The following is a 23088-nucleotide window of genomic DNA, read 5'->3' on the forward strand; positions in this document are numbered from 1 at the left end:
ACTAACTTGAACAAAGGGTATTCATTAAATGTGACAGTTTAGCGCTAGAGTAATGGACATTTTGTGACATAAATTACTATTTTCGCCCTGATTCATTACTGGGCGAAGGTCAGTTTGTTGTTAGTCTAGAGCTTCTCTTAAGGCATTTTTCAGCTGAACTTGTTCAGCATGGGTTAATGGCTGGTTATGCTCATTGCTAATAATAAATAAGTCTTCAGCCCTTTCACCAATGGTGGTTATTTTAGCTTGATGCAATTTATACTTTAATTCTATAAATTGCTCTGTAATGGTAGCTAGAAGTCCGGGGGCATCAAGAGCTTCAAGCTCTACAATAGATGTATTCGTTTTACTCGTGTAAAAGCGAACTTTAGTCGGTACATCTAGTTGCTTCATTTGTCTAGACATTTTGCGTTTATTAGTATGCTGAACCCCAGGTTTGTTAAGCTGTGTTTCAACCGCTTCTTTAAGACTTGTTAGACGAGAAGTCGATGTGATGCGGTCACCATTTTGTTCTTGAATAATGAAACTATCAAATATGTACCCATCATGAGTACGCATAATTTGTGCGTCTCGAATAGAGCAATTTCTGCTGTCTAACACTGAAGCGATTTGTGCAAACATTCTTGCTCGGTCTTTTCCATATACTATTAACTCTGCTCCGGCTTTGGAGGTTCCTGCGCTGGTGCCTACTAATAAAAAGTCGTCTGTCATAGGATGGGACGCTAGAATAACATTAGCATGCCAAGCAATTTGCTCTGGTTTAAAGCGAGCAAAATAATCATCGCTTAATCTTTGCCAGAATTGGGATATTTGCGTGCTGTTCATGCCGTTTGATAGCAATGATTCGAGGGCTATAGCTTGGTGCTCGTTGATCCTGTCTTGCAACGCGACTTTACACTCAAGCCCATTGTCTAACGCTTTTTGAGTTAGTAAATAAAGCTCTCTTAGTAGTGATGCTTTCCAATCATTCCAGAGGTTATCATTTGTCGCTCTAATATCTGCTAAGGTTAAAACATATAAGTGATTCAAATTGTTATGGGTGCGTACTGCTTGTGCAAACTCATTAATCACTTGTGGGTCATATATATCTCTTCTTTGAGCAACAACAGACATAAGCAAGTGGCTTTCTACTAACCAACGAATTAACTCTGAATCTTTCTCACTTAAGCCATGAGTGCTACAGAATTTTTTAACATCTACCGCGCCTAGTTTCGAGTGATCACCATTACGGCCTTTACCTATATCATGAAAGATAGCAGCGATAAAAAGTAAATCTGGTTTACTGAGGTTCTTCACTATATTGCCACACCGAGGAAAGTCTTTATTTCCGGGTGCACTGTAATCATGAATGTTCTTTACTAATCTGTGGGTGTGTTCATCTACCGTATAAGCATGGAATAAATCAAACTGCATCATACCTACAATGTTATCCCACTCAGGAATATAGGCTTGCAGTATGCCGTGCTTATGCATGATATCCCAGCCAAGCCCAAAGAAATTAGGGTGTCTTACCAATTCTAAGAAGAGTGTCCTACATGTATCTTTTTCCACATAGTATTGTTTGCTAAAGGTTCTCCTTGCTTGCCTTATTTGCTGTAAACAACTTGAATGTAATCCTTTTATTTCAGGGGTACTGGCGACCAGTAACAAAAATCGTAGGATATCTTCTGGCGAGGCAAAAACATTCTCATGTTCAGGGGCAATTAAGCCATCTAGTAATTCAAAATCTCGATTTACGTTAACACCTTGCTTTACTTTTAAAGCGAGTACGTCTTGCCCAAACCGTTGAAGCAACATCTCGTTTAATTCACTAATGCGTCTGACAGTCCTAAAAAAAGACTTCATCATACGTTCTACAGAGGCTTTACCTTCGTTTCCATACCCTAAACGCGTAGCAACGTCGGTTTGGTAGTCAAATAATAACCGGTTTTCACTTCTCCCAGCTACAAGATGAAGGGCAAAGCGAATCCTCCATAAGTTTTCACGGCATTCAATTAATTCAGAAAATTCTTCAGGGGTAAAATAACCATGCTTGACTAACTCTTTACCATCAATGGCATTAAAGTGCTTTTTTGCTACCCACCCAATAGATTGAATATCTCGTAAGCAGCCAGGGCTTTCTTTAACATTAGGTTCAAGATTATAAGATGAATCTTTAAACTTGGCGTGTCGTTGTTTTTGCTCTTGGTACTTGGCTAAGAAAAAATCCTTGCTGCTCCAATAACTTCTACTCTGAAGTTTTTGTAGTAGAGCTTCAAAGGTTTCTCCACTGCCTGTTAATAAACGTGCCTCAACTAAATTAGTGGCAATGGTGACATCTTGTTTTGCTTGTAGAACCGTTTCTTTGATGGTTCGAACAGATTGACCTATATCTAAACCAATATCCCACAGAAAAGTAATAAACGAGCCGATTTTTTCTTGCTGACTTACTGACAGTGTTTTTTTACTTAATATGAGTAGGTCGATATCCGAATAGGGTTGCAACTGGCCACGACCATATCCCCCAACGGCCACAAGACTTATATGTTTTTGTGAGGATAGATCCATTAACTGCCAAATATGATCTAATAGAGCATCAATAAATGTTGCTCTACCCAGCACTAGACCGTTAACTTTAGCAGTGCTTATTTCCTCGCTGCTAAGCCACTCATAGCTCTTACTGATTAACCCTTTGCAGGAGGCAATATTATCAATGTTATTGATTGATTTTATTTCGTCTAACAAATTTTGTAGTGACAATTCCGACCCCTTGCAAAGGACTGTTTTTATTTAACTAATCTTTTTTTAAATTATTAATTACTAATGACTCGGTCTATTTCTTCGTCATCACGAAGAGTTAGTATTTCTACGCCATTTTCAGTCACTAACAAAGTGTGTTCCCACTGGGCGCTTAGGCTTCGGTCTTTTGTCACTACTGTCCATTGGTCAGGTAAAATTTTGGAGAAACGTTTGCCCGCATTTACCATTGGTTCAATGGTAAAGCACATGCCTGCTTCAAGGGTTTCCCCGGTATTAGGTTTACCGTAATGAACTACTTGAGGGTCTTCATGAAAGTTAGCACCAATTCCATGACCACAATATTCCCGTACAATCGAATAATCATGGCTTTCGGCATATTGTTGAATCGCATGGCCAATATCACCCAGGCGTGCGCCTGGTTTAACCATTTTAATACCAATATACAATGACTCTTGGGTCACCCTAATTAAGCGTTCTGTTAGTATCGACGGCTTACCTACAACAAACATCTTAGATGTATCACCATGGTAACCATCTTTTATAACGGTAACATCAATATTAACTGAATCACCTTCTTTGAGCTTTTTATCCGCTGGAATGCCATGGCAAATTACATGGTTAACAGAAGTACAAATAGATTTAGGAAACGGTGGCTGACCATAGTTCAAGGGCGCTGGAATACATTTTTGTTCGTTCACAATATAATCGTGGCAGATCTGATTTAACTCGTTTGTAGTCACGCCTTTTTTAACATGTGGCCCAATCATTTGCAGCACGTCAGCAGCAAGGCGACCTGCTACTCGCATTTTTTCAATTTCTTCAGCGGTTTTAATAGTACCTGACAAAACGTAGACCCTAATTCATTCAAATTATTCTGAGGGCTATTGTAACTTTTTGGATTGATTCTAGCTAGAGCATAATTTTAAGGTTTTTGCACTTAAATTGAGGCTTTTTAACCTAAAGCTTGAATCCATGAAAAAGTCATGATATAAAGCGCACCGCTGAAATTAATGAAGACAATTATATCTTCAAATTATCGCGAAGTAGCTAGGTTTTCTAGCGTAAATAACACACATACATCGACACATATTTCGGGGTGTCTTTCTAGGGTAAACCTAGGAGATCGAAATCTGGGATGTATGGAGGCCTAACCCCATATTGAGGAATCTATATAATGGCAAATGTATCTATGCGCGACATGCTTCAAGCAGGCGTACACTTCGGACACCAAACTCGTTACTGGAACCCAAAAATGAAGCCTTTCATCTTTGGTGCACGTAATAAAGTTCATATCATCAACTTAGAAAAAACAGTACCTTTATTCAATGAAGCTCTAAGCTTTGTTGGTGGCGTTGCAGCTAAGAAAGGTAAAATTCTTTTTGTTGGTACTAAACGTGCCGCAAGTGATGCAGTTAAAGAAGCTGCAGACAAATGCGATCAATTTTATGTTAACAAACGCTGGTTAGGCGGTATGTTAACTAACTGGAAGACAGTTCGTCAGTCAATCAAACGTTTAAAAGATCTTGAGCAACAAAGCCAAGACGGAACGTTCGAAAAATTGACTAAAAAAGAAGTATTAATGCTTCAACGTGAAATGACTAAGCTTGAAACAAGTCTTGGTGGAATTAAAAACATGGGTGGCTTACCTGATGTTTTATTCGTAGTTGATGCTGATCACGAGCATATCGCTATCACTGAAGCAAAAAACTTAGGTATTCCTGTTGTTTCAATCGTTGATACTAACTCAAATCCAGATGGTGTTGATTACATCGTTCCTGGTAATGATGATGCGATTCGTGCTGTTCAACTTTATTTGAACGCTGCTGCTGACGCTGTAATTGAAGGTCGTGAGCAAACAGTTGAAGCGCAAGCTGAAAAAGGTGAATTCGTAGAAGCGGCTGAGTAATTAGTCGATTAAATGAATGCACTGTGGTAACCATAAATGGTTGCCTAATGGAATAAAAACAAACGGGGGCGGACGCCCCTGTTTTCATAGATGTTTAAAGTTAAATTATATTGCTGAGGAAACAAAAATGGCAGTTACTGCAGCCCTAGTTAAAGAATTGCGTGAGCGTACAGCCGCTGGCATGCTTGATTGTAAAAAAGCATTGGTTGAAACCGATGGTGATATCGAGCTAGCAATCGAGAACATGCGTAAAAATGGTCAAGCTAAAGCAGCTAAAAAAGCAGGTCGTATTGCTGCTGAAGGTGTTATTTTGACTAAAGTTGCTCCTGGTGTAGCGACTATGATCGAATTAAATAGTGAAACTGATTTCGTTGCTCGTGATGATGGTTTTGTAGCCTTTGGACAAAAACTAATCGATGTCGCGTCAGCAAATAAGATTAGTGACATGGACACATTAAACAATGCTGAAATTGACGGCGTTAAAGTAAGCGAAGCCCGTGACACTCTAGTTGCTAAAATTGGTGAGAACATCAGCCCACGTCGTGTGATTACTGTTGAAGGCGACAACCTTGGTGCATACGTACACGGTGCACGTATTGGTGTTATAGCTATCTTACAAGGTGGTGATGAAGAATTGGCAAAAGATATTGCAATGCATGTTGCAGCATCTAACCCTCAATTTGTTAAGCCTGAAGATGTTGCAGCAGAAGTTGTTGCAAAAGAGAAAGAAATTCAGTTAGATATAGCCATGAAATCTGGTAAGCCTGCTGAAATTGCAGAAAAAATGGTTCTTGGCCGTATGAAGAAGTTCACTGGCGAAATCAGCTTAACAGGTCAACCGTTTGTTAAAGATCCTTCAACTTCTGTTGGTGATTTACTTAAATCTAAAGGTGCTGATGTAATCAACTTCGTACGTTTTGAAGTAGGTGAAGGTATCGAGAAGAAAGAAGAAGACTTCGCCGCTGAAGTAGCCGCACAAATGGCAGCAGCTAAAAAGTAAGCAGATAATCTTCAAAACAATTTTTATTTATGCTGAAACATGCATTTTAAAGTTGTTTGGGTATAATACTGGCACCTCACTTTGAGGTGCTTTTTTATATGTAGTAAAAAGGGTTCGCAACCCAAAGAGATCTCCGTCTTTTTCATATTAAGGAAATACCATCTATGAGTGTCGCACCTAAATCTACTTATCGCAGAATATTATTAAAATTGAGTGGTGAAGCCCTAATGGGGGACGAAGGCTTTGGTATTGACCCCAAAGTACTAGAGCGCATGGCGCTAGAAATTAAAGAAATTGTAGAGTTGGGAATTGAGGTTGGTTTAGTTATTGGTGGCGGAAACTTATTCCGTGGCGAAGGTTTGGCTAAAGCAGGAATGAATCGAGTTGTTGGCGACCATATGGGAATGCTTGCAACCGTTATGAATGGTTTAGCGATGCGTGATGCATTACATAGAGCATTCGTAAATGCTCGTTTGATGTCAGCATTTCCTTTAAATGGGGTATGTGACTCATATAACTGGGCAGAAGCTATTAGCTTGCTAAAGTCTGGCCGTGTTGTGATTTTCTCAGCAGGTACCGGTAACCCATTCTTTACCACTGACTCTGCTGCTTGTTTGCGAGGTATTGAAATTGAAGCCGACGCAGTTCTTAAAGGAACTAAAGTAGATGGTGTCTATGATTCTGATCCAGCCACTAATCCAGATGCGCAATTATATAAAACTCTTTCTTACGATGAGGTTTTAGATAAAGAATTGAAAGTAATGGATTTGGCTGCATTTACCCTTGCCAGAGACCACAATGTCCCTATTCGCGTATTTAATATGAATACCCCAGGCTGTTTGAAAGCCGTAGTGATGGGCGAAGATGTAGGCACAGTGATCTGTCATTCATAAAACAATAGCAACAATAGGAATACTACCGTGATTGATGAAATTAACGATGATGCGCGTCAGCGTATGGAAAAAAGTATTGTCTCTTTAAAAGGACAACTGTCTAAGATTAGAACTGGCCGTGCTCATCCTAGTCTACTTGATAGCATTATGGTGCCTTATTATGGCGCACCGACTCCGCTAAAACAGTTAGCTAATATTGTTGCAGAAGATGCTCGTACCTTAGCATTAACCGTGTTTGATCAAAGTGCAGCACAAGCTGTAGAAAAAGCGATTATGCAGTCAGATTTGGGACTTAACCCTATGAGTGCCGGAGCGGTTATGCGCATACCTATGCCTGCACTTACAGAGGAGCGTCGTAAAGACCTAATTCGAGTGGTTCGCGGTGAAGCTGAGCAAGGTAAAGTAGCGATCCGTAATATCCGCCGTGATGCTAACGGTGATATCAAAGAGCTATTAAAAGAGAAAGAAATCGGTGAAGATGACAGTCGTCGTGGTGAAGAGGCTATTCAAAAACTGACAGATATGTTTGTTAAACAAGTTGATGAAATCTTATCAGCTAAAGAAAAAGACCTAATGGAAGTTTAACTGGGCCTTTTTCTATTTCATGAATACATCTAATTTATCAAATTCAATTATTATCCCTAAGCATGTTGCCATTATTATGGACGGCAATGGTCGTTGGGCAAAAAGTAAAGGAAAAATCCGCACCTTTGGCCATAAAGCCGGCGTAAAAGCGGTAAGAGCATCGGTTTCTTATTCTCTTAAAAATGGCATTAATTTCCTTACTTTATTTGCGTTTAGTAGTGAAAACTGGAACCGACCTGAGGAAGAGGTTGGGGTGCTCATGGAACTTTTTAAAATGGTTCTCGGTAGCGAGGTTAAAAAACTACATAAGAATAACGTGAGATTAAGGGTAATTGGCGATACCAGTCGTTTCGATAGCAAACTTGTTGAAAAAATTCGACAGGCTGAAGAATTAACTGCCAAAAATGATGCCTTAACTTTAAATATTGCTGCAAATTATGGCGGTCGTTGGGATGTCGTTAATGCTGCCAAATGTCTTGTTCAAAGTGTCCAAGCAGGCGAGCTGAGTTTGGATGATATTAATGAAAGCGCTTTTAATCAATTTACTAGTACTAGTAGTATACCCGAAGTTGATTTATTGATCCGTACTGGCGGTGAGCAAAGAATAAGCAATTTTCTATTGTGGCAAATTGCTTATGCGGAATTATATTTTTCCGAGGATTTTTGGCCTGATTTTAATGAAGATGCTTTCCAATCTGCTGTTAATACGTTCAACGAACGTCAAAGACGCTTCGGTAAAACTGGCGAGCAGGTTAGTGAATGACAAGTCTTTCAATATTAAGGCTTAAGGCGGGGAAATGTTAAAACAACGAATTATTACTGCACTTATTTTAGCGCCCTTGGCACTGTGTGCCATTCTATTTTTGCCTGTATTTAGTTTCCAACTAGTTATTGCTGCAATTATAGGTCTTGGTGCGTGGGAATGGTCAAGTATGTCAGGCATTACCCGAACTATGTCTAAGTATGCATATGGAATATTAGTTGCGTCTGTATGTGTTGTATTGTCTATACTTTTGCCTGCGGATCTTATTTGGTATCAAGGGCAACTTAACGATTTATACATTTACATTTTGGGTGCTGCCGCAATTTGGTGGGCTATTTCATTTTTCATGATACTGGCCTATCCAAAGTTCAGTTCGCTATGGTATTGCAGTAAGGTTTTAAGAGGAATTTTTGGTTTCTTTACACTAATTCCAACTTGGGTTGCAGTGGTTTCTTTAAGAACTAGCTTATATGACGTTGATCCATTTTATGGTGCTTCTTTAATTTTTTACGTGTTAGGTATTGTATGGGCTGCTGATATTGGTGCTTTCTTTGTTGGCGTTAAATTTGGAAAGCATAAACTACGTCCAAGAGTCTCTCCTGGTAAAACCTACGAAGGTTTGATGGGGGGCGTTTTTGCATCAACTGCGATCATTGCCTTTGCAGCATTGCATTATCAAGTCGATCCTTCTCGTATTTGGTTACATGTGGTTATTGGTGCATTAACAGTCGGTGTTTCTGCATTAGGCGACTTAAATGAAAGTATGTTTAAACGGTGTGCTGGTATTAAAGACAGTGGCACTTTGTTGCCGGGGCACGGTGGAATAATGGATAGAATTGATAGCTTAACCGCTGCTTTTCCTATTTTTGCTTTTTGTTACGTAGTATGGATGGCTTAATGGCTCAAGCTATTCAAAAGGTTACTATTTTAGGTGCTACGGGCTCGATAGGACAAAGCACTATCGACGTTATTTTAAGACACCCTGACATGTTTAAAGTATTTGCGTTAACTGCAAATAGAAATATTGATCTTTTGTTACAACAAGCTCAACTATGTCAACCTGAATACGTTGTAGTTAGCGACCCTAAGTTATTGCTACATGTTAAAGACGTATTTTCAAAAAACGCATTAAATTGTGAAGTGCTCGCAGGTTGCGATGCCTTAGAGCAAGTATCCAGTGATGCTGAGGTCGATGTGGTCATGGCTGCTATTGTAGGCGCTGCAGGCTTATTGCCCACTCTAGCTGCTGCAAAGGCTGGAAAAAAGGTTCTACTAGCCAATAAAGAATCGTTAGTCATGTCTGGTGACTTATTCATTCAAACTGCAAACAAAAATAATGCCCAACTGTTACCGATTGATAGTGAGCATAATGCAATATTTCAATGCTTACCGACTGATTTTACTTATGGAGATCTAGAAGGCTCTGGTATTAGTAACATCATATTGACCGGCTCTGGCGGCCCTTTTTTATCTACACCTTTAGATGAACTTCAACATATGGGACCTGAGCAAGCTTGTGCTCACCCTAATTGGAACATGGGGCGTAAAATATCTGTTGACTCAGCGACTATGATGAATAAAGGGTTAGAGTTTATAGAGGCTCGTTGGTTGTTCGGGTTGCAGTCAAAAGATATTCAGGTGGTTTTACACCCTCAAAGTATTATCCATTCTATGGTGCAATATGTTGATGGTTCTGTACTGGCTCAGATGGGTAACCCAGATATGCGAACCCCTATTGCTCATGCTTTGGCATACCCTCAAAGAATTCAATCTGGTGTGGCAGCCCTAGACTTTAAGAAGCTTGCTGACTTCAGTTTTACCGAACCAAGCCAAGCACGTTATCCGAATTTGGAGCTTGCTATACAAGCTAGCAATGCTGGTCAGTATGCAACGACTAGCCTCAATGCCGCAAATGAAGTATCTGTCGCTAAGTTTCTTAACGGAGAAATAGGTTTTACGCAAATAGCCGAAGCAAATGACGAGTGTTTGCAACAAATTTCTTCACACAAACTTACAAGTGTCGATGATGTTATTGCATGCGATCAGCAGGCTAGGGCAGTGACCTGCAACATTATAAAAAGAATTAAAACTACTGGAATGGTAGGCGCTAAAAATGTTTGATTTTTTATGGACAGTAGCAAGCTTTGTTATTGCATTAGGTATTCTTGTCGCGGTACACGAGTGGGGACATTTTTGGGTCGCTCGGCGTTGTGGTGTTAAAGTTGAAAGGTTTTCTATTGGGTTTGGCAAAGCGCTTTGGAAAAGAACGGATAAGCTAGGTACAGAGTACGTTGTTGCTGCAATTCCCCTTGGTGGCTATGTTAAAATGCTGGATGAGAGAGTTGATGTAGTCGCAGAAGAAGACTTGCCTCATGCCTTTAATCAGAAGCATGTTTTAAAGCGAATTGCCATTGTTGCTGCAGGTCCAATAGTGAACTTTTTGTTTGCAATATTGGCTTTATTTATCATGTATCTGATCGGCTTAGAAACAGTTAAACCTGTGGTTGCAGATATTAAGACGGAAAGCATTTTCAGTCAAAGTAACATGTCTAAAAACGCAATTATTACTCAAGTCGGGGATCGTAAAGTAGCCGACTGGGAAGATGTGAATTATGAATTGATTTCACATATCGGTAAAGATGTAATGAATATCAAGTGGACAGAAGCTAATCATGTGATTGAACGCTCAGCAGTTATTAATATTCAAGCCTGGCAGTTTGATCCAGATAAAGGATCTCCGGTTGCGAGTTTAGGCCTAGTTCCATTTCGTCCTGAGGTGTCAAGAATAATAGGTTTAGTTCAGCCAGACTCTGCCGCCGATGCTATTGGTTTGCGTCCAAATGATAAAATTATACGTTTAGATGGAACTACTATGGATAATTGGGAACAAATAGTGGGATATGTTTCATCTAGAGCAAATCAATTTGTTAAGGTTGATGTTCTGAGAAACGAGAAAATTGTTCGGCTAGATGGCTCAATAGGTCAAATAAAAGTTGAAGGAACAGTCAAAGGGTATATGGGGCTTACCCCTACATTTGAAGCTTGGCCGGAAGGAATGTTGTTTACACATCAATATGGTGTTGTTGAGGCCTTAGCCAAAGCTATGGACAAAACTTGGCGTATGATGACTCTAAGTGTCGAAATGTTAGGTAAATTGCTTACGGGGGATGTTTCAGTAAAGAACTTAAGCGGTCCTATTGCTATTGCACAAGGTGCTGGGATGAGCGCAAGTTCCGGGTTGGTATACTTTTTAGGATTTTTAGCGCTAATTAGTGTGAATTTAGGCATAATTAACCTTTTGCCTTTACCTGTTCTAGACGGGGGACATCTACTGTATTTCGTTATCGAACTTTTTAGTGGTCGTCCTGTTCCGGAGTCAGTACAAGAAATAGGGTTTAAAGTGGGTGGCATATTGCTACTGCTATTAATGAGCATCGCAATCTTTAATGATATTGCGCGTTTATAATTTTTATCGGTCAGTTAGGCCAAGCACGTTTTGTTATTGTGCGTTTAGGAAGAATACTAATAAATGAAGTTTATACAGTTAGTTGTTGCCGGATTAATATTATCCATTACTAGCGTTGCAAAAGCTGCCCCTGGTAGTGAATTTGTAGTCGAAGACATTAAAATAGAAGGATTACAACGTGTTGCTTTAGGTGCTGCACTCACCTACTTACCCATTAATGTGGGCGATGAAATGAATAGCTTTAGGGTTTCACAGCTTATTCGGTCTATGTACTCTTCAACGCATTTCGAAAATATTGAAATTTTACGAGATGGTAATTCATTGATTGTACGCGTTAAAGAGCGCCCTACTATTAGCAATATTGTGTTTGAAGATAATGACGATATTAAAGATGAGCAACTTCAAGAAAGCTTAAATGATGCCAATATCTTAATTGGTGAGCCATTAGACAGAACAGTATTAACCTCTATAGAAAATGGCTTAAAGGACTTTTTCTATAGTATTGGTAAATATAATGCTGATGTAACGGCTATTATCACTCCTTTACCTCGAAATCGCGTTGACCTAAAACTGTTGTTTGAAGAAGGTGATTCGGCAAAAATTCAACAGATTAATGTTGTGGGTAATGAAACATTTACTGATAGTGAGCTACTTGAGCCGATAGAGCTAAAATTTGATACGGCTTGGTGGGACTTCTTATCCGAGACTCGTTACCAGAAACAAACCCTTACCGGTGATATGGAAACCATTACTAGTTACTATAAGGATAGGGGGTATATACGTTTTAATATTGATTCAACTCAAGTAACTATGACGCCAGATAAAACTGGTATTTATGTCACTCTAAATGTGGAAGAGGGTGAACAATACACTATTTCTGATATTGAATTAATTGGTGATTTACTGGGGCACGAAGATTATATAAACGCTGTTTTACCATTGAGAAAAGGTGAAATGTATAATCAAGCAGAAGTGACTTATACTGAAGAGTTTATTAGTAAGTATTTAGGGAGATATGGCTATGCTTACCCTACTGTTACCACTATCCCTGATATTAATGATGAAGACAAAACTGTAAAGTTGGTGTTATCTGTTGACCCGGGTAAACGTATTTACGTTCGCCGTATTAACTTTGCCGGTAATACCAGTACCGCAGATGAGGTGTTACGCCAATCTGTTTCTCAAATGGAAGGTGCATGGTTGTCAAACGCGACTTTAGAGTCATCAAAAAATAGTTTGTCACGTTTGACTTATATGGAAACCGTAGATTTTGAGACCGTGCGTTTACCAGGTGAAGAAGACAAAGTTGACGTAAACTTTGCTGTAAAAGAACAACCATCTGGCGCTTTCAATGCAGGCATAGGTTACGGCGACCGTACAAAATTGAGTTTAAATGCCGGCATTCAACAAGACAATTTTTTAGGCACAGGTAAGCGTATAGCGTTTAACATAAGTACAGTGTCTTACCAGAAAAGCATTCAGCTTTCATACACAGACCCTTTCTTTACTATTGATGGTATTAGTTTAGGAGGTTCAGTGTCTTATAGTGAATTTGATGGTAGTTCAGCAAACCTAATTCAATATAATAGTAAACAGTACTCTTTAGGTGCTAATGTCGGTTACCCAATTGATCAATTTAACCGTATAAATTTTGGACTGACCTATAGCAATGTAGAGTTATTTCAACGCCAATCTTATGTTCAGACCACGCGTTTTAATGACCAGTTTGTTGATGACGAAAATCCAGACTCTGCAATTAATTATGATAGCTTTTTAGCTTCCGTAGCGTGGTCACGTTCAACCTTAAACCGAGGTGTATTCCCAACTGCTGGTTCATCACAACGTGCATCTTTTGGTGTTACTACACCTAATTCAGATGTAAATTATTTTAAAACTGAGATTGATGGTAAGTGGTATTTCCCTCTTTCACGTAATCAACGTTGGTCTGTATTAGCAAGATTAAAAGCGGGCTATGGTAATGGTTATGGTGACGCTGGAGGTGTAGACCAAATATTACCTTTTACACAACATTTCACAGCGGGTGGTTCAGATTCTCTAAGAGGGTTTGAAAATAACACAGTTGGCCCTCGCGGGTTACAAGTTACACCATCAGTAGCGGTTGTGGATCCTAACGGTAATGACATATTAGGGGATAGCTCAAGTGATACCGTTGCTATTTCTTCTCGTTCTTTAGGTGGTAATGCCATGGTATTGGGGGGGATCGAACTAATTGTACCTACACCATTTGTTGAGGTTGACTTCGATAACTCCGTACGTACCAGTTTATTTGTTGATGTCGGTAACGTATGGGACACAGAATTTGATTACGATGCATACAGAGACTTAACGCTGGACACTCGCTTTAGTGATGACCCATTATTAGATTATAGTGACCCATTCCTTTATAGAGCTTCAAGCGGGATCTCTGTACAATGGTTATCACCTATGGGGCCTATGGTGTTTAGCTTTTCCAAAGCTATTAAAGAACGTGAAGGTGATGATTCAAAATTCTTTACCTTTAATATTGGTCAAACATTTTAATTTTTTGGTTGCTTAGTCAATCACTATAAGACAGGAGTTTCTTTTGAAAACATTTACTAAGAGTTTAATAGCGGGTGCTTTATTAACAACAGTCATGACAAGTTCAGCTGTTTTTGCAGAGCAAAAAATTGGAGCGGTTAATGTTCAAGGTATCTTTCAGAACATGCCTCAAGCTGCAAATATTCAAGAAGCTATTGCTGTTGAATTTAAAGATAAAACTGAAGAAGTAAGTCGTTTAGAAAAAGATATTAAATACTATCTTGAAAAAAATCAGCGTGATGCAGCTACTATGAGTGCGGCTGAGAAGAAAGAGCTCGAAGAAAAAATTATCGCACTTCGTGGCGAATATACGGCTAAAGCTCAACCTCTTCAGCAAGAAATTCAGCAACGTCTTCAAGAAGAACAAAACAAGTTACTTGGTCTTATTAAGCAAGGTGTTGATGCCGTTGCAGCAAAAGAAAAGTATGATGTTATCTTGAATGCTAACTCAGTTGCTTTTATTAATCCTGACCACGATATTTCTAAGTTAGTATTAGAACAGGTCAGTAAAGTTAACTAAGGTAATTAGTTAATTATTGTATTTAATGAAAAGGGAGGTGTTTTGAGCCATTCAGTTAGTTTAATAGAGTTAGCCAATCACATTGGTGCAGAACTGCATCTAGCGAATAACGATACTCAAAATACTCCAATTACCGGCCTGTCTACATTAGTCAGCGCAGGTAATGGTCAGATTTCATTTTTATCGAATAGCAAGTATCGTAGTCAGCTTCAGGATTCGATGGCTCAGGCTATTATATTGCATCCCGATGAACTTTCTCATTGTTCACGTTCAGCGCTTGTTATGAATAATCCTTACATAGGGTTTGCAAAAGCAGCGCAATTGTTAGATACCACACCCGCAGCAGCCCATGAAATATCACCTCATGCAGTTATTGCAGCTGATGTTGCACTTGGTGAAAATGTGAAAGTTGCGGCGAATGCTGTCATAGAAGCTGGGGCTGAACTAGGCGACAACGTTCAAGTTGGTCCTGGATGCTTTATTGGTAAAAACGCTCAATTAGGTGCGAACACAAAATTATGGGCTAACGTCAGTATTTATCATAATGTTGTGATTGGTACAGATTGCTTGGTTCAAGCAAATACAGTCATTGGCAGCGATGGGTTTGGTTATGCTAATGAAAATGGTAAGTGGATCAAAATCCCTCAATTAGGCAGTGTTATAATTGGTGATAGAGTTGAAATTGGTGCGAGCACTACTATTGACCGTGGCGCCATAGATAATACAATTTTAGCTGATGGAGTAATTATTGATAATCAATGTCAAATTGCCCATAACGTTGAAATAGGTGAAAACACGGCAATGGCAGCTTGTTCTGTTATTGCAGGTAGTACTGTAATAGGAAAAAATTGTAGCATGGCTGGATTAGTAGGAATAAACGGCCACATTAATATATGTGATGGCGTTGTTTTTACTGGCATGAGTATGGTCACTAAAAGTATTTCAGAACCTGGTGTTTATTCTTCAGGTATACCAGCCGCCGCAAATAAAGAATGGCGTAAAAATATGGTTGCACTTAGAAATATTACCACTCTCAATCAGCGTGTTAAAACGTTAGAAAAATCCCAACAAGGTAGTTAGAAAACTACCCAATAGTGAGTTTAGGAGAAACCCCTTTGGCTAATAGTTTAAACACTCTTGCAGTAGAAGAGATCATGGAGTTGTTACCCCACCGTTATCCTTTTCTATTAGTAGATAGAGTGACAGATTATACAATCAATGAATCCATTGATGCCTATAAAAACATTACGTTTAATGAACCTTGTTTTACTGGACACTTTCCAGGTAAACCTATTTTCCCCGGCGTGATGATACTTGAAGCCTTAGCGCAAGTTGCTGGTGTACTAGGGTTTAAAACTCAAGGTAACAGTGATGACCTATATTTATACGCAGGTGTGGATAAGGCCCGTTTTAAAACCCCCGTTGTTCCAGGTGACCGTTTAGATATGCGCGTTGAGCTAATTAAGGAACGTCGTGGTATTTGGAAATTCCGTGGTATTGCAAGTGTAGACGGAGTGGCAGCGTGTGAAGCTGAATTTATGTGTGCTATGAGGAAACTGTAAAAAGTGATTCATTCAACGGCTATTATTCATCCTTCTGTAGAACTGGGCAATAATGTCAGTATCGGACCTTATTGTTTTATCGATGAAAATGTCTGCATAGGTGACAATACTGTGCTTGAATCACATGTGGTGGTTAAGGGTAAGACGACTATCGGTAAAGGTAACCACTTTTATCAATTTTCCTCCATAGGTGAAGATTGCCAAGATAAAAAATATGCTGGTGAGCTAACTGAACTAATCATAGGTGACAACAACATTATACGTGAGTCGGTGACAATTCACCGGGGTACAGTACAAGACAATAGTGTGACTACAATAGGCTCTAATAATTTACTGATGTGCTACGTTCATGTAGCGCACGACTGCTCAATTGGTAGTAATAGTATTTTGGCAACTAGCGCTATTTTAGCAGGGCATGTGCATATTGGAGACTGGGTGATAATGGGAGGGGCTACGGCTTCTCATCAGTTTTGCAGAATTGGCGACCATAGCTTTGTAGGTGGTGGAGCCATAATACTAGCTGATGTACCACCTTTTGTAATGTTAGGTAATGACAGTACTCCAAGAACCATAAATGCAGAAGGGTTAAAGCGCAGGGGCTTCGATAGCAAAACTATCATGCAAATTAAACGTGCCTATAAAATTATATATCGCCAAGGGCATAGAGCTGAAGACGCGGTAAAGTTATTACAAGAAATGCCTGGAGAGTTACCTGAAATCAAGCAGATGGCTGACTTTGTTGCTAGCTCCACTCGAGGTATTGCGCGCTAAGCCATGAGCGACAATATACTTAGGATAGGCATAGTCGCGGGTGAAACATCTGGAGACATACTTGCAGCTGGTTTGGTTAAACAGTTAAAACTTCAATATCCAAATGCTACTTTTGAAGGTATTGCTGGGCCAAAAATGTTAGCCCAAGGCTGCCACTCATTATTTGAAATGGAAGAGTTATCAGTAATGGGGCTCATCGAAGTTATTCCTAAACTGCGCCGATTAATGTTCATACGTAAAGCATTATTACACCACTTCTTAGAAAACCCACCGGATGTATTTATTGGTGTTGATGCGCCTGATTTTAATTTGGGGCTTGAGACTAAATTGAAAGCGCAGAACATCAAAACTGTTCATTACGTTAGCCCAACCGTTTGGGCATGGCGAGAAAAGCGGATTTTTAAAATAGCGAAAGCTACCAACTTAGTGTTAAGTATTTTTCCCTTTGAGAAACAAGTTTACGATAAACACAATATTCCCTGTGAATATGTTGGGCATACCATGGCTGACGATATTGACTTAAAGCCTGATAAACTAAAGGCTAGACAATCGCTGCAGATTAAAGAAAAACAATTAGTTTTAGCTGTATTGCCAGGTAGCCGTAAACGAGAAGTTGACACTCTTTTAGATATATTTATTAAAGCGTCACTGTTGTTAGAGACTCAACTTGAAAGCTTTAAAGTGGTGATACCCGTTGTTAATAGGCAGCGTAAAGCACAAGTTGATGACTATATCCGCCAGCATCTTCCTGAATTAGATATCCAAATTGTAATAGGCCATGCCAGAGAAGTAATGATAGCGGCAGATGCCGTATTGTTAGCCTCTGGTACGGCAACGTTAGAGACTATGTTTTGTAAGAAGAATATGGTGGCAGCTTATAAGCTGAGTGGGCTAACCTATCAAATGATGAAGTGGCTTTACAAGGCTAAGTATTTTACCTTACCTAATGTATTAGCTGATGAACAGCTTATCCCAGAGTTATTGCAAGATGACGTGAATCCACAAACTATAGCGGATCTACTGCTACCCATGCTGAAAGAGAAAGACTCTGAATCACAGCTAGCGCTTATAGAAAAGTTCGAAATATTGCATCAATCCCTCAGAAAAGGAGCTGATCATCAAGCAGCGTTAGCTGTTTCTAACTTGGTTGAGGTAAAGGTATGAGTCGTTTATTAGCTGGGGTCGATGAAGTGGGGCGCGGTCCTTTGGTAGGAGACGTCGTTACCGCTGCGGTAATACTTGACCCTACTCGGCCCATAGTAGGTTTGGCTGATTCTAAAAAATTGTCAGAAAAGAAGCGCATGGTTCTAGCTGAAGAAATTAAACAAAAATCGTTAGTCTGGTCAATTGGCCGAGCCAGCCCTAAAGAGATAGATGAACTAAACATTCTTCATGCCACTATGCTAGCAATGACAAGGGCAGTTGAAGGCTTAACAATACAACCAGAGCACGTTATGGTTGACGGAAATCGTTGCCCCCCTTGGGGATACTCTAGCGAAGCCATTGTAAAAGGAGATGGACTTATAGCCGAAATCTCCGCAGCATCTATAATCGCTAAAGTAACTCGTGATCAAGAAATGCTCGACTTAGACGCCCAATATCCAGAATATGGCTTTGCTAAACATAAAGGGTATCCAACCGCTTTTCATCTCGCTAAACTATTGGAATTAGGTCCGTTACCCGAATATCGAATGAGTTTTAAGCCTGTGCAGCGGTCTCTTGCGGCGCGCCATGGCCAATTAGCAGGCGAATAAATGACAGAACAACTACCTTCCCCTTCCCCTTCCCCTAGCTTTGTGCACTTACGTGTGCATAGTGATTTTTCTATGGTAGACGGGCTGAACAAAGTGAAGCCTATAATGGCCCGGGTTAAAGAGTTAAACATGCCTGCGGTAGCCGTAACCGATCAAATGAATATGTGTGGCTTAGTCAAGTTTTACGGCCAAGCACATAGCAACGGTATTAAACCTATTATCGGCACCGACTTTTGGGTGCAAAGTGACGAAATGGAAGGGCGAATTTTTCGCCTCACGTTACTCGCCTTAGATAATCATGGTTATAAAAACATTACTTTACTTATTTCAAAAGCTTACTTACGAGGCAACCTTCAAGATAAATCAGTAATTGACAAACAATGGTTAGAAGAGCATAACCAAGGTGTGTTGATTATCTCTGGTGGGAAAGCTGGCGACTTAGGTATTGCCTTAACTAAAGGAAATCATACTACAGCATCGTCGATTACACAGTTTTACCAAGAGCATTTCGCAGACCGCTATTATGTCGAGTTAACGCGAACCGCAAGGCTGGGTGAAGAAGATTATATTCACCGAGCGGTCGAGTGGGCCGGACAACATGATTTACCTGTAGTGGCCACCAACGAAGTATGCTTTATTGATAAAGAAGGGTTTGAGGCTCACGAAATTCGAGTGGCTATTCATGATGGTTTTACCTTAGCTGACCCTCGCAGACCTAAAGAATACAGCGAACAACAATTTTTACGTTCTCCAGACGAAATGGCAGAGCTATTTTCAGATATCCCTGAGGCATTACAAAATACAGTAGAAATTGCTAAACGATGTAACGTTACCGTACAGCTAGGAACCTACTTTTTACCGGACTTTCCCACTGAAGGTATGGATATCAAAGACTTTTTAGTTAAGGTATCTAGAGAAGGCTTAGAAAGGCGTTTAGCTTTTTTGTTTCCAGATGAGCAAGAGCGAGTTGAAAAACGTCCAGAATACGATGAAAGGCTAGAAATTGAACTGGGCGTGATAAACCAAATGGGGTTCCCCGGTTATTTCTTGATAGTAATGGAGTTTATTCAATGGAGTAAAGATAACAATATTCCAGTTGGTCCCGGTCGAGGGTCTGGTGCTGGATCATTGGTTGCTTACGCCTTAGACATTACCGATCTTGATCCACTTGAATACGATTTGCTATTTGAACGCTTCTTGAATCCAGAGCGGGTATCTATGCCCGATTTTGATGTTGACTTTTGCATGGACAGGCGTGATGAAGTAATCGATCATGTTGCAGAAATGTATGGACGTGATGCGGTGTCACAAATCATTACGTTTGGAACTATGGCGGCAAAAGCCGTGGTACGTGATGTGGGAAGGGTACTTGGGCATCCTTATGGTTTTGTTGACCGTCTTTCTAAACTGATACCACCTACACCGGGTATGACCCTAGAGAAGGCCTTTGTAGAAGAGCCTAGATTACAAGAAGCTTACGACGAAGATGAAGACGTAAAAGAACTCATCGATATGTGCCGTATCTTAGAAGGCGTCACTCGTAATGCAGGTAAGCATGCGGGGGGGGTGGTTATCGCACCAACAGTCATTACCGACTTTGCCCCTTTGTATTGTGATGACGAAGGTAAAAACCCGGTCACACAATTTGATAAAAATGACGTAGAAACAGCTGGGCTAGTTAAATTCGATTTCCTCGGTTTACGTACTTTGACCATTATTCAATGGGCCATTGATATGATTAAGCTTGGTAAGAATATCGATGTTGATATCGCGTCTATCCCGTTAGAAGATCCCCGCTCATTTAAAATATTACAAAATGCTGAAACCACCGCAGTGTTTCAGCTTGAATCTCGAGGTATGAAGGAGCTAATCAAGCGCCTTAAACCTGATTCTTTTGAAGATATCATCGCACTGGTAGCTCTATTTAGACCCGGGCCTTTGCAGTCGGGCATGGTTGACAACTTTATTGATCGTAAACATGGCCGCGAAGAAGTCTCTTACCCTGATGCCGAATATCAGCATGAATGCTTGAAAGAAATCTTGCAACCTACCTACGGTATTATCTTGTACCAAGAACAAGTTATGCAGATAGCCCAAGAAATGTCGGGTTATAGCCTAGGTGGCGCCGATTTATTACGTCGGGCTATGGGGAAGAAAAAAGCCGAAGAAATGGAAAAGCAGCGAGGCTCCTTTGAAGCTGGTGCTGAAGACAATGGTATAGACCCAAATCTAGCTGGTAAAATTTTCGATTTGGTTGAAAAATTTGCTGGCTACGGTTTTAACAAATCTCATTCTGCTGCGTATGCCTTAGTTTCATATCAAACCTTGTGGCTTAAGACTCATTATCCTGCCGAGTTTATGGCGGCGGTAATGTCTGCTGATATGGATAACTCAGATAAAATTGTGACACTAGTAGATGAATGTGACCGTATGGGGTTAACCATATTACCCCCAGATGTGAACGCTGGGAGTCATAAGTTCACAGTGGATGAAGAAGGCCGCATTGTTTATGGCATAGGCGCCGTGAAAGGGGTCGGTGAAGGTCCAATTGAAGCCATTATCGAAGCGAGAGAAGAGCAAGGCAAGTTTAGCGACTTGTTTGACTTTTGTGCCAAAATTGATATCAAACGCATTAATAAACGCATATTAGAAAAATTGGTATTAGCCGGAGCATTAGATAATTTAGGGCCTCATCGTGCATCTTTAATGGCTTCTTTACCCGATGCCTTAGCCGCAGCAGGGCAACATGCTAAAGATCAAACATCAGGCCAGTCAGATATGTTTGGTTTACTCACCACAGAGCCTGAACAAGTACAACAAGCCTTTGCTAATGTTCCTGAGTGGCCAGAGAAGGTATGGTTAGAAGGTGAAAAAAACACCTTAGGTTTATACCTAACAGGCCACCCAATAAATCAATATGTGAATGAAATTAAGCATTATGCACCCACACGTTTAGTTGACTTAAAACCCACCCATAGAGACCAAACTGCCTACGCGGTTGGACTAGTACTAGGTGTGAGAGTCATGACTAACAAACGGGGTAGACGTTGGGCATTAGTGACCCTAGATGATAAAAGTGCCAGAATAGACGTTAGGTTTTTCCCCGATATGCTAGAGCAGTACGAAGAATTGCTGCAAGCTGATAAAATACTGGTCATAAGTGGACAGGTCAGCTTTGATGAATTCTCTGGTGGCAATACAATGTCGGCCCGCGATGCTATGGACTTAGTGCAGGCTCGAGAGAAAAATGCAAAATGTTTGCAGTTACAAATGCAATCTAGCTGGTGCAATGCATCAACGGTGGGTAAACTACAGACCATATTTAAACCATATCAAGGTGGAAGTTGCCCGGTTCAGGTACATTATGTACACCCGGATGCAAAAGTAGACCTAACCTTGGGTGCTCAGTGGTATGTTACGCCACAAGATGAGTTATTATATGACCTACAACAGTTATTAGGTAAGCCGCAGGTTAATTTAGAATTTCATTAATCTAAGCAGTACATGACAAATGAAATGCGCAACAAATTATTATTAGGTGTTCAATGAGTGTAAATTTTTTGGAATTCGAAAAGCCCATCGCCGATTTAGAAGCGAAGATTGAAGAATTAAGATTGGTCAATCAAGGGGGAGAGTTCGACGTTAGTCTCGAAGAAGAAATCACTAAACTTCGAGAGAAAAGTGCAGAATTAAGTCGTAAAATCTTTGCAGATTTAGGAGCGTGGCAGGTACAGCAAATAGCCCGCCACCCAATGCGTCCTTATACCTATGACTACATTGAGTTTATGTGTACAGACTTTGATGAGTTAGCTGGAGATCGTGCCTTCGCTGACGACAAAGCGATAGTGGGTGGTTTGGCTAAAATTGATGAGCAACCAGTCATGATCATTGGCCACCAAAAGGGCCGAGATACTAAAGAAAAAATTAAACGTAACTTTGGTATGCCTAAACCAGAAGGCTACCGGAAGGCCCTTCGCTTGATGGAAATGGCAGAACGTTTTAATTTACCTATCATTACCTTCATCGACACTCCTGGTGCGTACCCAGGTGTAGGTGCAGAAGAGCGTGGCCAAAGTGAAGCCATTGCCAAAAATTTAAAAGTCATGGCGGGTTTAAAAGTCCCTGTTATTTGTACCGTAATTGGTGAAGGTGGTTCTGGTGGCGCACTTGCTATTGGAGTGGGAGACAGAGTTAATATGCTGCAATACAGTACCTACTCAGTTATTTCTCCAGAAGGTTGTGCCTCTATCTTGTGGAAAAGTGCGGAAAAAGCCCCGCAAGCAGCTGAAGCCATGGGCGTAAGTGCCGGTCAAATTAAAGAGTTAGGTTTGATTAATCACATAGTTGACGAGCCATTAGGTGGTGCCCATCGTGACCACGAGAGCATGGCGGCAAACCTAAAAGCGACGATTAAACAGCAGTTAGCACAGTTAGGTAGTTTATCTACAGAAGAGTTGCTAGACGAGCGTTACAAACGTTTAATGTCTTTTGGCTACTGCTAAGCTATAAACTCACGTTATACTACAAAGCCATTTGCTGGTTTAAGGCA

19 protein-coding genes are annotated in these 23088 nt (G+C 40.3%); 17 read left to right on the forward strand and 2 right to left on the reverse strand.

Annotation, left to right across the window (positions count from 1 at the left end):
• Positions 1-120: 120 nt before the first annotated feature.
• Both glnD and map read right to left on the reverse strand, forming a co-directional pair.
• Entirely contained in the window at positions 121-2739 is a 2619-nt protein-coding gene (glnD, locus tag ABJD71_RS07900) for a [protein-PII] uridylyltransferase (protein ID WP_348167107.1), read from the reverse strand.
• A gap of 53 nt (positions 2740-2792) precedes the next feature.
• On the reverse strand, positions 2793-3584 hold the full coding sequence (map, locus tag ABJD71_RS07905; protein WP_348167110.1) for a type I methionyl aminopeptidase: 792 nt from the start codon (positions 3582-3584) through the stop codon (positions 2793-2795).
• A 329-nt stretch (positions 3585-3913) separates the two neighbouring features.
• On the opposite strand from map, the gene rpsB reads away from it, so the two are divergent.
• The 17 genes from rpsB (at position 3914) to accA (ending at position 23041) form a co-directional block, all read left to right on the forward strand.
• Complete coding sequence (gene rpsB, locus ABJD71_RS07910) at positions 3914-4645, forward strand: 30S ribosomal protein S2 (protein WP_348167113.1); 732 nt, start codon at positions 3914-3916, stop codon at positions 4643-4645.
• A 127-nt stretch (positions 4646-4772) separates the two neighbouring features.
• The gene (gene tsf, locus ABJD71_RS07915; RefSeq protein WP_348167115.1) at positions 4773-5645 is read left to right on the forward strand and encodes a translation elongation factor Ts; all 873 of its coding nucleotides are present in this window, start codon (positions 4773-4775) and stop codon (positions 5643-5645) included.
• 164 nt (positions 5646-5809) lie between these two features.
• On the forward strand, positions 5810-6538 hold the full coding sequence (pyrH, locus tag ABJD71_RS07920) for a UMP kinase (RefSeq protein ID WP_348167118.1): 729 nt from the start codon (positions 5810-5812) through the stop codon (positions 6536-6538).
• A gap of 27 nt (positions 6539-6565) precedes the next feature.
• Positions 6566-7123 (forward strand): ribosome recycling factor, encoded by a 558-nt coding sequence (gene frr, locus ABJD71_RS07925; RefSeq protein WP_348167121.1) that lies wholly within the window; start codon positions 6566-6568, stop codon positions 7121-7123.
• A gap of 19 nt (positions 7124-7142) precedes the next feature.
• Entirely contained in the window at positions 7143-7886 is a 744-nt protein-coding gene (uppS, locus tag ABJD71_RS07930) for a polyprenyl diphosphate synthase (protein WP_348167124.1), read from the forward strand.
• Positions 7887-7920: 34 nt separating this feature from the next.
• On the forward strand, positions 7921-8784 hold the full coding sequence (locus ABJD71_RS07935) for a phosphatidate cytidylyltransferase (RefSeq protein ID WP_348167127.1): 864 nt from the start codon (positions 7921-7923) through the stop codon (positions 8782-8784).
• Positions 8785-8795: 11 nt separating this feature from the next.
• Complete coding sequence (ispC, locus tag ABJD71_RS07940; protein ID WP_348167568.1) at positions 8796-10007, forward strand: 1-deoxy-D-xylulose-5-phosphate reductoisomerase; 1212 nt, start codon at positions 8796-8798, stop codon at positions 10005-10007.
• The gene (rseP, locus tag ABJD71_RS07945) at positions 10000-11352 is read left to right on the forward strand and encodes a sigma E protease regulator RseP (protein ID WP_348167130.1); all 1353 of its coding nucleotides are present in this window, start codon (positions 10000-10002) and stop codon (positions 11350-11352) included. Before ispC ends, rseP begins: the two co-directional genes overlap by 8 nt.
• A gap of 63 nt (positions 11353-11415) precedes the next feature.
• A complete protein-coding gene (bamA, locus tag ABJD71_RS07950) occupies positions 11416-13893 on the forward strand; it encodes an outer membrane protein assembly factor BamA (RefSeq protein ID WP_348167133.1) in 2478 nt (825 codons plus the stop codon).
• A 43-nt stretch (positions 13894-13936) separates the two neighbouring features.
• The gene (locus tag ABJD71_RS07955) at positions 13937-14452 is read left to right on the forward strand and encodes an OmpH family outer membrane protein (protein ID WP_348167136.1); all 516 of its coding nucleotides are present in this window, start codon (positions 13937-13939) and stop codon (positions 14450-14452) included.
• Positions 14453-14494: 42 nt separating this feature from the next.
• Complete coding sequence (lpxD, locus tag ABJD71_RS07960) at positions 14495-15532, forward strand: UDP-3-O-(3-hydroxymyristoyl)glucosamine N-acyltransferase (RefSeq protein ID WP_348167139.1); 1038 nt, start codon at positions 14495-14497, stop codon at positions 15530-15532.
• Positions 15533-15567: 35 nt separating this feature from the next.
• Positions 15568-16014 carry a 3-hydroxyacyl-ACP dehydratase FabZ gene (fabZ, locus tag ABJD71_RS07965; protein WP_133470616.1) on the forward strand — a complete coding sequence of 149 codons (447 nt, stop codon included), beginning with the start codon at positions 15568-15570 and terminating at the stop codon, positions 16012-16014.
• Positions 16015-16017: 3 nt separating this feature from the next.
• Positions 16018-16785, forward strand: a complete 768-nt coding sequence (gene lpxA / locus ABJD71_RS07970; protein WP_348167142.1) for an acyl-ACP--UDP-N-acetylglucosamine O-acyltransferase — start codon at positions 16018-16020, stop codon at positions 16783-16785.
• Between the two features lie 3 nt (positions 16786-16788).
• Positions 16789-17949 carry a lipid-A-disaccharide synthase gene (gene lpxB / locus ABJD71_RS07975; protein WP_348167145.1) on the forward strand — a complete coding sequence of 387 codons (1161 nt, stop codon included), beginning with the start codon at positions 16789-16791 and terminating at the stop codon, positions 17947-17949.
• Positions 17946-18539, forward strand: a complete 594-nt coding sequence (rnhB, locus tag ABJD71_RS07980; protein ID WP_348167148.1) for a ribonuclease HII — start codon at positions 17946-17948, stop codon at positions 18537-18539. Before lpxB ends, rnhB begins: the two co-directional genes overlap by 4 nt.
• The gene (gene dnaE, locus ABJD71_RS07985) at positions 18540-22031 is read left to right on the forward strand and encodes a DNA polymerase III subunit alpha (RefSeq protein ID WP_348167150.1); all 3492 of its coding nucleotides are present in this window, start codon (positions 18540-18542) and stop codon (positions 22029-22031) included.
• A 53-nt stretch (positions 22032-22084) separates the two neighbouring features.
• Positions 22085-23041: an acetyl-CoA carboxylase carboxyl transferase subunit alpha gene (accA, locus tag ABJD71_RS07990; RefSeq protein ID WP_348167153.1), complete on the forward strand. Its 957-nt coding sequence runs from the start codon at positions 22085-22087 to the stop codon at positions 23039-23041.
• Positions 23042-23088 lie beyond the last annotated feature (47 nt).

The organism is Paraglaciecola sp. (assembly GCF_039943935.1).
In the GTDB taxonomy this organism is placed as follows: domain Bacteria; phylum Pseudomonadota; class Gammaproteobacteria; order Enterobacterales; family Alteromonadaceae; genus Paraglaciecola.

Excerpts from the sequence above, each read along its gene's own strand:
- accA (WP_348167153.1), top strand. The coding sequence starts at position 22,085 with ATGAGTGTAAATTTTTTGGAATTCGAAAAGCCCATCGCCGATTTAGAA.
- rpsB (WP_348167113.1), top strand. The coding sequence starts at position 3,914 with ATGGCAAATGTATCTATGCGCGACATGCTTCAAGCAGGCGTACACTTC.
- pyrH (WP_348167118.1), top strand. The coding sequence starts at position 5,810 with ATGAGTGTCGCACCTAAATCTACTTATCGCAGAATATTATTAAAATTG.
- rnhB (WP_348167148.1), top strand. The coding sequence starts at position 17,946 with ATGAGTCGTTTATTAGCTGGGGTCGATGAAGTGGGGCGCGGTCCTTTG.
- dnaE (WP_348167150.1), top strand. The coding sequence starts at position 18,540 with ATGACAGAACAACTACCTTCCCCTTCCCCTTCCCCTAGCTTTGTGCAC.
- uppS (WP_348167124.1), top strand. The coding sequence starts at position 7,143 with ATGAATACATCTAATTTATCAAATTCAATTATTATCCCTAAGCATGTT.
- rseP (WP_348167130.1), top strand. The coding sequence starts at position 10,000 with ATGTTTGATTTTTTATGGACAGTAGCAAGCTTTGTTATTGCATTAGGT.
- tsf (WP_348167115.1), top strand. The coding sequence starts at position 4,773 with ATGGCAGTTACTGCAGCCCTAGTTAAAGAATTGCGTGAGCGTACAGCC.
- lpxB (WP_348167145.1), top strand. The coding sequence starts at position 16,789 with ATGAGCGACAATATACTTAGGATAGGCATAGTCGCGGGTGAAACATCT.
- bamA (WP_348167133.1), top strand. The coding sequence starts at position 11,416 with ATGAAGTTTATACAGTTAGTTGTTGCCGGATTAATATTATCCATTACT.
- ABJD71_RS07935 (WP_348167127.1), top strand. The coding sequence starts at position 7,921 with ATGTTAAAACAACGAATTATTACTGCACTTATTTTAGCGCCCTTGGCA.